We start from the raw sequence: 12,193 nt of genomic DNA, 5'->3' as shown, positions 1-12,193 counted from the left end.
ATATCAGCTGCTCCAACCTGTCATGAAAATATCGAGTTCACTGTGCCCTCGGTCACAGCGTGTCTGTCCGATATGCCTCACTTATCCCAGGTAAAGCTCGGTACAAAAGTCGCCCAGGCGGAAGAGTTCGACGGGATCGGCGTGACGGACCGAAGAGCTAGCGTCGTTCCCGCAGCACTATCGTTGAAGTAGTGGCGTGTAGCGGCAGGTGAGAAGGACACCTATCCCCGGAGCAGGCAGAACCATGGAGCTGGACGGCGGCTGGCAACGCAGCCCTTCGAGTCGATTGTTTTCGGCCTGCGTCGCGCATCCAATGCTCATTGGCAGGCAGTGGAGATAAACAAAGCCATATGATCGGGCCTGAAAGGGCAGAAACCGGCCATCTTGTGGTCTACCGGTCTTTCAGGCGGTTGCGAGGTCTCTTAAGGCGGCAGGAACCGAGAGACCTCCCAAGCCGCACCACCGGCCCCTCACCGCAAGCGGTGGAGAAGTCCGCACAAGATCGGCCAGTTATTTGCGATAGTAGATACGAGGTGCAACATAATCGGAGCGCTTCACTATCACATGCGAATTCTTTACTTCATCTACGGATTCGATCCCGGTGGCGCCGAGCACGGGCTGCTTACCTTGTTGCGAGCAGGATTTTTCAGCGGCCACCAGCTGAAGATTCTCGCCTGTTGCCGTGGTCGCGGGGGGGCTCTTGCCGATGAAATTGCCGCACAGATCGGAGAGCACAATTTTATCCTGACTTCGCAGAGTGAAGAGACTTCCTTGCGCAACTTCGTGGGCTCGTTCTTTGTAGTATTACGCCTCATCTGGGAGTGGCGGCCGGATATGGTTGCGTTGTCGCTCAAACAGGCCAATCTCCTGGGACGGCTTGCTGCGATGTTTGCTCCTCGGCTGCACTGCGTTTCATTCGAACACAGCGCCCGCTACCGCTACCGCTCCCGGCGCGCCGCAGGCGTTTATGGCCCTGTGCTCAAGGCGCTGTCCTGGCGCGTCGACGAAATCTGGGCTGATTGCGAAAGTACGCTGCAGGAGACGCAAGCATACTTCCTGCCGCGCAGGCGCCGGTCGCATATCGTGCCTCTGTTTTGCTCCAATGAGGCTTCCAGCTACAAGCGCGATTACGCGCTTCACACACCCTTGCGCCTTGCTGCTGCCGGACGGCTAATCCCGCTGAAGAACTTTGACCGCCTGATCGAGGCCATCCGAATGCTCCAAGACCGCAGCGTTTCTGCAAGCCTGGATCTTTACGGCGACGGGCCGGAACGGCAGGCGCTTTCGCGCAAGGCGGATGAGCTCGGCGTTGGAGATCGTGTGCATTTCCATGGCTATGTCGCGCGCTGGTTCGAGCTTGCCTGTGATCATGACGTGTTCATCAACCTATCCGATACGGAAGGGTTCTGCATCGTCGTCGCCGAGGCGATGCTTGCCGGCCTTCCGGTGATCGCGACCGACGTCGGCGGGGTCCGGGATTACGGCAAGGATGGAGAGAATATGCTGAAGCTTGCTGTTCCCTCGGCGGAGATGGCGGTGACGCAAGCACTGATGTTCGCGGGCGATGAAACGCTCCGCAAGAAGATCGGAATGCAGGCACGACAGAATATGCTGCAGGCCTATTCGCAGGCCGCTTTGCGTGTCCGCGCTGAGGCGGTGTTGGGCGACGGAATGTAAGGACCGGCAAAGGACTGGCGACCAAGATAGCCGGGCCGATCGTGAATTCTGACGGCTCCGCATCTCGACCTGGCCCTTCTCCCAGCCCGATGCCAGCGCACAGGCCGACGATCACCGTCTCCACCGCCGCGGATGATGCGCGCAGACTCCGCCTAGAAGGCGAACGCCCGGTCATGCGCGTCGAACACCATTTCCTGCGTCTCGCACGGATAGGCCCGGACAGACATCATTATTCGTCATTCTCGGCTTAAAACAATGCTTACTCCACAACTAAGACTGGTAATACTGACCATAACGTTCACTGTAAAATTCGGCACTGCCGAACTTTTGATACAGCTTGATTCTTTTGATATCGACCTTGTTGAGCAGAACGCCGATACATTTATCCGCAAGGATCGGATTGTTGTTGAGGCATTCGCGCACGAATGTACGAGCGGTCACGCCCCATTCAACAACCAGAACAAGGCCGTCGAGGTGCTGGACGAAGGACCTCACGTCCGCGACTGGAGCCAACGGGGGCAGATCAACGACGACGTAATTGAACGTAGAGCCCGCCTTGATCAGAAAGTCGCCCATTTTCTCGATAGGCTGGACGGTCTTTGCGAGCTTTTGTTGGCTTTGGTTCACGCCGGGCAGGAACCTCAATGGCAATGATTGATGGGCCAGCATATCTTTCGCATTGAAATCTCCAGCCAACAAGTTGGCCAGGCCCCGTTCCCAGCCGTTGGCTAACATAGGGGACAAGCCCGGATTGTGGATGTCGGCATCGATCAGCAGCGTCCTACAACGCTGCATGGCAAGAACCGTCGCAAAATTAGCCGCGACCAGCGACTTTCCTTCTCCCGGAAGGCAGGAAACGATGCCGATCGCCTTGGTGCTCTTCGTTGGTATCTCGACATCAACAGCGACTTTCACCGTTCGCATCGCTTCAGCGAATTCCGAGCGCGGATGCTGCTCTACCCAGTTAAAAGCGGTGTTCCCCACCTCAATGAATGACCGCTCTCCGGCCTCAGGATCACGCTTGTTCCGGCGAATTGGCTTCCCGTCCAGCAACGGGATCATTCCGAGCGTGTCAAGTCCGAGCTCATCGCGCACTTGACCCCTCGTGCGGAAAAAGCGCTCCCGGTACTCCCGAATTCCGCCCACACCGGCGCCAATCATGCCGCCGAGCACGGCGCAGATCGCCAACGTAACAATGCTGTTCGGAGAACTCGGTCCGCCGGGGTATGACGCTTCCGAGATAATCCGCGCCTCAGTCAACGCCATCGAAAGGTTCTGCAGGCTCGCTTGGTACTGCTGCAGGACCTGTTCATATTGCGACTTGAGGGAAGACGCTTCAAGTTCGAGCTGGCGTAAGGTAACCAGCGTTTCCTTGGTCAGCACAATGTCTGTTCGGAACCTGTGGACCGCGAGCTCGGCGTCGACCGATCGCTTGCGCACCGTCTCGACTTCTTCCGCCAGGGCACTGCGAGCCCGGATGATCGACTCATCTTTGGCTCCAACTTGGTCAGAGATATAAATTTCAGCATATTTATTGGTTATTTTTTGCGCCATTTCAGCGCTAGGCGACTGAAATCGGATTTGTAGAATGTAAGAATCGCCTACGCGAGCTACCGTTAAATTATCAGCCAGAATGCCAAATGCCTGCCATCGATCAGGCCCTCGCGCCGCGCTCGGTTCCACCGGCGCTCCTCTCTCTTCGGAACTGCCAATGAATGACCGCACCACCGAAGCGAACGATCTTGTGAGAGTGGTGAGCAACGAATACGGCGCTGACAGGAAAGAGCGATCGGTAGCAAGACCGAGACTGTCAACGACCTTTAGCCCGATCCGGTCGGAACGCAACAATTCGACTTGACTCAGCATCATCGGGTCAAGCTGTGTGGAGCTTCCGCTCTCTGTTAATTTCGTCACGACGGATGGCTGGTTCTTGTCGATCAGGATTCTGGCCGTCGACTCGTACAAGGGCACCTCGGCCGCCAGGTACGCCAACCCAAGCATAAGGCCTGCGAGCGCGCATGTAAGGACGAACCTCAACTGCCGTCGCGCTGCCGCCAAGAGTGTTTCGAGATCAATCGTTCCCGACAGAGGATCGCCGAATATGAAGGCAGCATCCGGGTGCCGATTTTCAACTTCGCGGAGCATAAGCCTTCAAACCCGTGGGATGAGACTGGCAGCGCATAGGAGAAACACCTTACCACACTATCTGACTTAATGTCCGCAAATTCAGTATCGACGCCGGCGGAGCACAGGGGCGCACTGCTCGGGCGGACATCAGCCCGTTCCCTCGCCAAAGGCGCGAATTCCTAACCTCTGATTGCAACAAACAAAACTCACGCGGCCCCATGCTCCCCTCCAGGTCGAGCGATCCAATTAAAAGAAGAAACTGGGTCGTATTGCCAAATGGCAACATCTGAGCAAGAGATTTCGGGCCTAGGTTGAGCCTGTCCTGCGGGAAACAGGGATGTCGATTCGAATGACTCGTCGATCACAGGCGCGCGATAACGATCATAGCAAGAGGTCTGCGCGCATTTGGCGCCTCGCGGAACGCCTCTCCAGTGCCCGAATAAGACAGGGTGCAGTCACATTTTGTATCGTGGTGTGGGGTGTCATCGTGCTGATCGTCCTCCTCTAGGCGGAAAGTGGTCCGCCTTATTCACCAAGTGGCTAGGCCGTTGCTCCCTTTCGGACTCATCGCGCGCGATGTGTGATTTCGGAATCTCGGATTCTTTGGAGACCGAGCGCCACACAAGCAGCATGACAGCAACAAAGTACCCAATCTGGATCAAGATCCCGCAAATTACCGTTTGGACAAACGTGGTCCAGAGCGAGCCGGTAAGCAAGTATGTACTGATGGCGAATGCCAACAGGACTATAATAAGGCCGCGCAAAAATAGCAAAAAGGACATCGCCGTCCCACTCGCAGCCGCTCGCGTGACGCGCTCCTTGGGTATCGATTTCTCAGCGCGTTAACCATCATAACATATCGGAACGGGTCAGAGCGGTAAAATATTAGGAAATGCGAATAAACGTGCCTACCGTTTTGCCAGGACGCTTTCGGCGGATTTGGCGGTGGTGGATCGCCAGGCTGCCGCATGAGATGCTCGAGCTCTCCAATCCGCTAGCATCTTTAAGGTCAAAGTTTTTTGCGCATGACGCGGTAGAACAATAGCTTGGCTGCGCGGCGCACCTGTGGCTCCATGCCTGTAGGTAGGGCGCAGAGAAAAAGGTAAACGTATACCCGCCAGGACAATGGATCGTGCAGTATCGCGCGAATGAGCAAGCGCGCTCCGCGTTTCTTTTCGCCTTGAGCCACGCAATCATTGCCGGCTTTTGCGTATAAACGCGCGTTGCGCCGCCGCGCGAGGTGCGCAAGCTCCGGCCGTCGGATGACCCATTCTCGCGTAAGGTGTTCAGCTACCGGCAGAAGCGCGTCGAGTCTGCGGGTTGTGTTTGAGCCATGACGCCGTTTATAGACGAGTGCTCCGGCCACATGTTGAAATGTCCAGCGCTCTGCTACGCGCATGCAAAACTCTGTATCCTCTCCAACCCTGACTGTCTCGTTGAACAACCCGATATCTTCAACAATCTCCCGCCGCATAACGATACTGGAAGGAACAATCGGCCCATCAAGCAGAAAATACGTCGGCAGCGTATCGCGTTGATCCGCGCGATAGCGGCCAACGGCCACGGGCACAGCATCGGAAAGATCTGGAGCGGAAAAGTCGACTAAATCACCATAGACGAGAGCTGCCTTGCAGCCATTGCCGAAGGCGGTCAATTGAAGCTCAAGCTTGTCCTCAGCCCAGAAATCATCGCCGTCGAGAAATGCAATAAAATCACCGGTAGCATGTCTGATTGCAAGATTCCTCGCCGATGAAGGCCCGATACCCGCCGTTGTCAGGATATGGATGCGCGGCTCCCGATCGACCAACGACGCAATCACTTCGGTCGAGCCGTCCGTCGAGCCATCATTGACAATGATGATCTCTTTGATGGCGCCCGAAGCGGTCTGATTGATCACGCTTTCCACTGCCTGCACAATGAAGCGTTCCTCATTGTGGCATGTCAAAATGACCGAAACACTCATCTTGTGCTTCCTGGCAAGGCGCGGCCAAGAAATCGAGAATGACTAGTGCTCGTCGGGTGGGACCTCCGCGCCCTGTTCAATACCAGGCAAAGCCCGTGCCCCGTCAATTCCGGCAGGAGCGAGACAAGGATCAGCGTGACGAAAGCTCGTGTGCCCGAGGCTTCTGTTCCAACGTAGAAAGCGCAGGGAACAAGGATCACGAGGGGCAGAAGCCGTGCCTGGGCTGCTCCGATCAATCCGTGAAAAAGTGCCGAGCTTAGAACACGGCTTAACCGAAACCATGCGGCGGCCCATATCAGAAGATAGAGGCTGAGCCCAATGATGCCATTCTCGGTGAGTATGCGTTGAAACTCGCCATGGATCCCCAGCCGCAACTCGTCAGGAAGACTGCGGAACTCAGTATCGATGATATTTTTGAATTGGTTCGTGCCCACGCCCACTAGTGGATGTTCGGAGATGAGCCGTCTGGACAGAGTGAAGGCAAACGAGCGCTGGACGTTGCTCGGCGTATCTCCAGGGGCATATTTCCCCTTTGCGGCAAGGTATTCGTACTGCCCCATGCTCAGCGGATCGAGCATGGTCTGCAATTGCTTCTGGATATAGGCGTTGTCCATCGTGGTCGATAGCACAAAAAGACCCACGAAGCCGGCGGCGATCGCCGGCACCATCGCGGCCAGCCGTCCGCGTGTCAGAAGCGCAGCGGTCAGAAAGAGATAGATCAAAAAAGCCTTACGTTCCCCAGATAGCACGAGCAGGGGGAGTAACCCTGCCCATGCTAACCAAAGGTTGCGCCGCTTGGCCCGGCTGGCGAAGAGCAGCAGCCCCGCGAGCGTAATTGGAAGGAAGGTGAACACGAGCCTTGGATCGAACAGATGTTTCCAACCGACCGGGTACCCATGAGCCACATGCCAGGCGATCGTATAGGCGAGGATCAGCACCATGCCGAAAAGCAAGATGTTCACTGTCTGGTGCGTATCGAGCCGTCTGGCCTCCTGTGCGAGGACGAACGCAAAGGCGCCCACTGCGGACATCTGCAACAGCTCGCGCAGGCCGTTCTCTATGTCCACGCTTAAGGCCGAGACCATGTGCCAGCCCAAGAAGGGCAGGAGGAGTAGAAAACCGGCTGGAAAAACCAAACCTCGCCAACGCCCCGTCGTGAGGCCAATGATGAGCGACAGCAATGTGATCAGCTCGAACGGACGCAGCAATACAAGACCCGTCTCGAGCCTGATTGGCAGGAAAAGGCTTAGTATCGCGAATGTGAGGAGATAACGCATCATAGCCCCACGCGGCGCGATATCCTTTTAACATGTTCTCTTTCCCGGAGACAGAATCTTGTTGGTATGCCGGCGGGCGGAGAAGATTTTGCGCCGTTTCATTGGTGTGTCGACGACGAAAGGGGCGGTGAGCCCATGACAGCGCAGCCCAGCGATGAAGGTCTGCGTCTTCCAATGTCCAACGGTGCCTTCGAGCGTAGGATAGAACTCATCAGGTAGTCGACGGAGAGTGATGGCGCATCGTTACGGTGCGCAGTCGATGCGGCCTAGCCGACGGTCTCGCTTTCCGGGGTCCAGGCTTCTGGCTGGTCGAGCACAGAGACTGCGCGAACATGGCAGCGAATTTTATGCCCCATATCCTGCGAGCCGAGCTCATAGCTTGTGCCGGTTTCGCCCACGATCGGAACGCCGTCACGATACCAGAGACATTCTATTTGCGACGCAACCACGTTCGGTACGACAGTCAACGCTTGGCTTGGTGAAGCCCGGCCCGACAAGGTCGGCAATGCGCTGAAACCCGGCGGGACCCTAGCCAGATCCGTTTCCGTCTGCCGGACCTTTATATAGTCAATGACCATGTCATACGTCTGCGACGGGTCCGGTTGAGCACGCCCCTTGTTTTGATCGTAGGCGAAATCCACCATGATGTATTTTTTCGCTGCGAGTTCCGGGCTCGTCGGAACGCGCGCCACTTCCCAGCCATCGATCACGAAATAACTATAATCATCCTCGATCTGGGCGTACCAAGTATGAAATTCGCCATCGTATATGTCGATTGTCGCTGGAAAGCCATTTGATGGATCGACTTGATAGCCGGCTATTTTCCGGTGCACGCCACCTGTCGCGATTTGTGGATCTGCATAACCGAGTTTGGGTTTGTGCACGTGCTGGCTTATGTTGATGTAGGCCCCATTGAGACCATCATATTCCCAAAAGTCAGTCTCAAGCCGATTGCGCGTCCTCCAGAACAGATGCTCTTTGCCATACGCCCAAAAAGCAGGAAAAAATCCGGGGCGGGGCGCTGCGATCTTTGGAAGTCTGGCACGGATCTCAAAGATTCCCTTTCCCCAACACCGCCCTTGGCCATTGTTGTTCACTGAAGAGAACGCACCTGTCCTCCAGCGGCCCTTATGTAAGAGCCGGAGCGCCAGCGTGTGGCTGGCGGCGTCGTGCACATATGAGGAAGGCGACCCCGAGATCCGCTGGGCATTGGCGTCAACGCCGACATTCGCCAAAGAGGTCGGCGCATACCAGATGCTGGCTTGGGCACCTTTGGAATCATCGACAACCGTGTTGGAATCGAAATCATCAAAAAAAACCGTTGTGTAACCGCGGATCGGTGGCGCCGCCTCTCCACGATGAGCATATCGCTCATTGCCGATGCCTGCCCAGGACTCCCACGAGACTGAGTCGAATGCGTAACGTGCCGGTTTGTTGTTCGCATCCACGGATGAAGGAGGGCGCTGGCGATAGGGATGATCGCTGGGCAGGGCGGATTGCCGGCCGACGCGCCACATGCCCCATCCCATCAGCATGTCGATCAGCGAGTCATCTAGTTCGCTTTGCCCGATGATGACGCAGTCGATCGCCACATCGGCCCTCATCGGATTGATCACATCGCCCATGAAGCTCTCCGATTTCATCCGGTTGGGTGCCAATGCATAAATCGTCTGACCGGCCGTCTTGACCCCATTCACCACGGCCTGCATCACGAATCCGCGGCGGTACCCGACCATGACATTCCAGCCGCCAAAGTCCGTCGAGCATTTCCCTTCCTCGCTCTTGATCTTACCATCATCGACCTGTGAAGCGAACGTGCCTGTCGATGGCCTGAAGCAGACCCGCGGCTGGCGGTGCACCGAACCACCCTCGGCGCCATTGACGCACAAAACAGAAACGTTGTTCGCATCGGCGTTGGCTGCGGAATCGCACCGGGCGATCACGAGCCACCAGCGGTGAAGGTATGGGGCGTCGTTATCGGCGGGCCAAGTCAATGCCTGTTTCGTGCCCTTCTCGAAGACGACGCCACGACTATTCGGAAGCTTTGTCGGGCACAGAGAAGGCTCGGCCTGCACCGCAGCCACAGGCTTCACGCCGCCGGATTGCCACGAGGAGACCTCGCCTTCGGCCAGATCCTCCTGATACCAGGATTTCACGATCATCTCCGGGAACAGATCTGGATGCCAAAGTTGCGAGCCCTGGTCCGGACCGGCGGCGAGAGCATCCCGTCCTGGGCGACCGGAAGCCGTCAGCAGAAGGGCGGCGCATGCGCCGCGCGCCAGATCCCGGCGGGAAATGCGGCTGGTCATCGTCGTGGTGCCGGCACGGGATTCTGCCGTGGACACCCGCTGCCAACCATTGCGCTTCTTCAGACTCCGTACACTCATGATTCATCCTCGGATGGGCGGCCGGTGATGCGGCGAGAATGCAGCTACATTGAACTATGCAAATCTGACCCATTTCGCGTTCTTGGATGTCAGCGTTTGCAGGACTTCCGCACCATACTTCCCGAAGAGGAGCGACGCTCTCAGATAAAGAGTAACGACAGATAATGTGCCTATAACGAGAAGCCCGGTCGCGAGCACTAGATAGTCGGGCGATCCGGCAAGCAGCGTTTTGACCGCCGAGCCAGTGGCGAAGACCACGGCGGCAAATGCGACAGGTGGTACATGGACGAGCGCGAAATCCAGCACTGACAATCCCGTCATCCGACAACTGACCGCCGCATAAAGGAAGAAACTTGTCGCAATGGCGCCGGACACTGCAAAGGCGACCGCGTTCACGCCGTGGGGCGCCGAGAAGAATGCGGATGCAGTGACAAGGCCCATGTAAATGAATTGCATCAAGGCCGTTCGGTAACTTCGACCTGTGGCTAGCGTCACGGCTCCGCATACTTTGTAACCGACGCGGAAATAAATTACTGCAGAGAATGCAACCATAGGAGCAACGGCGCCGATCCAGTTCTGGCCGAGGACCGTCAGGACAAGCTCTTTCGCAAAACAGCATAGAAACGCGCTGGTCGGCAGGGCAAGCGCCGCCGTCAAAGCATAACCCTTAAGCTGAGCTGTGCGGAGCCTCGCCTTGTCGTGATGAACCTTTGACAGCAGGGGGAAGACCACACTCTTGTTCAGATCGCCGAAAAGATTTGCCGGCATCGCGATCAGATAAAACGCTCGCGAATATATGCCCAGTTCCGAGGTGCCGATCAAGCGCGCGACAATAACATTGTCGATATATTTGGCGATGAAGCTCGATATACCTGCCAGCGAATAGCCCAGGCTCTGGCTGCGGATATCGCGGTAGGACTGAATGTCGAAACGAGGACCCACAAGATAGTCCCTGGCAATGAAGAAATAGATGCCGGCCAAGATGAATGCCTCGGCCATGTACGCGACCACCAAGGCCCAATAGCTGAGGCCAAAATAGGCAAGCGGAATGGCTAGGCCGACATTGGAAGCAATCCAGGCGACCAGCCTCGCTATGGAGGATATTTTGAATTTCAGATGCCGTGACAAAATGGCCTCGGCGGTCAGATTGAACGCGTTCGCAATCATCATCACCGCAAGGATGCGCGAAACGAGAACCAATTCCGGCACATGAAGAAAATCGGCAATCTGCTCTGCAAACACCCATTGAAGCAAGCCGAGGATAAGAGCGATTGTCAGCGAGAAGGAAACTATGGTTCCGATATGGCGCTCTTCGATGTCCGCTCGCTGTACCAAGACCTGCGACATGCCAAGGTTGGCAATGTTACTGCCGATGGCCACGATGATCAGCGCAGCGCCAACAATACCGTACTCTCGGGGGGAAAGCAGGCGCGCGAGAACGGCCGTCACCAGGACATTCAACAAGGTTCGAGCAAGCAATGTGGTACCTGCCCACGAGAGGCCCATGGCTGCCCTTCGTGTCAGCTTCCTATGTTCAGCTATTTGGTCCAAGTTGACATGACCCAGACTGTCCAATTGGTCGGCGACGCTTCAGTGCATGCAAGCGAGCTGCAATATCGTCAGCTATTTTTGTCGCCCACGCTTCGCGGGTGAATTCACATTGCATTCGCCGTCTCGCGTTCTCGCCGAGCCGCGTCCGCAACTGTTTATTCTCGCGCAATTGAGTCAGCGCGCGGGTCCAGTCCATAACGTCGTCCGGGGAGCAAAGGAGGGCGGTTTCGTCGGCAGTAAATATCTCTCGCAAAACCGGCAAATCGCTGCACAGAATGGCTTTTCCATGCGCCATGTATTCGAATGCCTTCAAGGGCGACATCCAGTCAGCGAGGTTCGTCGTATTGTTGTCGACGCCTCGCACAACCCGCTGATAGGGCGCGAGCACCACGTCGAATGCCGCCAGGAACGACGAGATCCGGGCATGTGGCACATATCCGTGAAAGATAATATTTCTCTCGGATTTTGCCCGAGCCCGCCATTGGTCGATGTCATGCTGCGCCCCACCGACGATATGAAAGGTGGCCCAAGGGCAGGCTTGCGCAAGAGGAAGTATGACCTCCATTCCTTTTCCGGGATAGAGTTGCCCCGCATATCCGACATTGAAATTCCCGCAGAGCGGGATCGCGTCTTCCTCCGGCGTTGAAACGAGATTGCCACCGAGCGGCATGGACAGGATGCGACCTGATAGCTCGGGCCACCGGCTTTCAATGTGTTTCCTCAATGCTTCGCTGATGACAACGAGCGAAAGAAGGTTTTTCGACTTCGCCAAGTTGTCGAAGCGCCTGATGACGGCCTGGTGCTCGGTATCAATCGAGCTATGCAGTTCCAGCACTGTCGGAACGCCGGCCGCAACCGTAGCCCTGGCAACGGAGATCGCCCGTGTGATCACGGCATCGCGCGCCGTCAGCCATGCAAGCAACGACACGGCACCGCCAAAGGCGAGCTTTCGGGCTGGAATATGATCGAATGGTATGTGCCACAAACCAAAACGCCGCTCTGGATCATAGGCCTTCCTGATTTCGCCCCACTTGTTGGTACCGGGTCGATCAAGGGGAATTGCAAGGACGGTTCTGCAGCCGATTGCTTGGAACGCGCTGCATGCCTTCACGACCTGTACGGCGTTTGCCGCCTGGCTCGGAATAGGCACGGGATGCGCATAGACAAGCTTCAAATTACTCATTCCTTTGGCGCCCAATCACCGTTTCCGC

Annotated in this window: 8 protein-coding genes and 1 pseudogene; 1 reads left to right on the top strand and 8 read right to left on the bottom strand. The window is 56.5% G+C overall.

The features are described from left to right. The first annotated feature begins 564 nt into the window (after positions 1-564). A complete protein-coding gene (locus ACFX5Q_RS05560; RefSeq protein WP_404276023.1) occupies positions 565-1,677 on the top strand; it encodes a glycosyltransferase in 1,113 nt (370 codons plus the stop codon). A gap of 270 nt (positions 1,678-1,947) precedes the next feature. Here ACFX5Q_RS05560 and ACFX5Q_RS05555 read toward each other — a convergent pair whose 3' ends face one another. From ACFX5Q_RS05555 to ACFX5Q_RS05520, 8 genes and pseudogenes are all read right to left on the bottom strand, one after another. Continuing rightward, positions 1,948-3,822 carry a Wzz/FepE/Etk N-terminal domain-containing protein gene (locus ACFX5Q_RS05555; RefSeq protein WP_404276021.1) on the bottom strand — a complete coding sequence of 625 codons (1,875 nt, stop codon included), beginning with the start codon at positions 3,820-3,822 and terminating at the stop codon, positions 1,948-1,950. A 464-nt stretch (positions 3,823-4,286) separates the two neighbouring features. Continuing rightward, positions 4,287-4,586: an exopolysaccharide production repressor protein gene (locus ACFX5Q_RS05550; RefSeq protein ID WP_404276020.1), complete on the bottom strand. Its 300-nt coding sequence runs from the start codon at positions 4,584-4,586 to the stop codon at positions 4,287-4,289. Positions 4,587-4,813: 227 nt separating this feature from the next. Beyond that, the gene (locus ACFX5Q_RS05545) at positions 4,814-5,767 is read right to left on the bottom strand and encodes a glycosyltransferase family 2 protein (protein ID WP_404276018.1); all 954 of its coding nucleotides are present in this window, start codon (positions 5,765-5,767) and stop codon (positions 4,814-4,816) included. Further along, positions 5,764-7,044, bottom strand: coding sequence for an O-antigen ligase family protein (locus tag ACFX5Q_RS05540; RefSeq protein WP_404276016.1), 1,281 nt, complete (start codon positions 7,042-7,044; stop codon positions 5,764-5,766). Before ACFX5Q_RS05540 ends, ACFX5Q_RS05545 begins: the two co-directional genes overlap by 4 nt. A 93-nt stretch (positions 7,045-7,137) precedes the next feature. Then, positions 7,138-7,224: pseudogene (locus ACFX5Q_RS05535) on the bottom strand (IS630 family transposase); the annotation flags it as partial. Positions 7,225-7,310: 86 nt separating this feature from the next. Then, positions 7,311-9,431 (bottom strand): hypothetical protein, encoded by a 2,121-nt coding sequence (locus tag ACFX5Q_RS05530; RefSeq protein ID WP_404276014.1) that lies wholly within the window; start codon positions 9,429-9,431, stop codon positions 7,311-7,313. Positions 9,432-9,485: 54 nt separating this feature from the next. Then, positions 9,486-10,937, bottom strand: a complete 1,452-nt coding sequence (locus ACFX5Q_RS05525) for a lipopolysaccharide biosynthesis protein (RefSeq protein WP_404276013.1) — start codon at positions 10,935-10,937, stop codon at positions 9,486-9,488. A 28-nt stretch (positions 10,938-10,965) separates the two neighbouring features. Continuing rightward, a complete protein-coding gene (locus tag ACFX5Q_RS05520) occupies positions 10,966-12,180 on the bottom strand; it encodes a glycosyltransferase (RefSeq protein WP_404276011.1) in 1,215 nt (404 codons plus the stop codon). Between the last annotated feature and the right edge of the window lie 13 nt (positions 12,181-12,193).

The sequence above is a fragment of the Mesorhizobium sp. IMUNJ 23033 genome (assembly GCF_044778005.1).
Classification (GTDB): domain Bacteria; phylum Pseudomonadota; class Alphaproteobacteria; order Rhizobiales; family Rhizobiaceae; genus Mesorhizobium; species Mesorhizobium amorphae_A.
The sequence above is the reverse complement of the archived record's forward strand: the minus strand, read 5'-3'. Positions and strand labels throughout refer to the sequence as shown.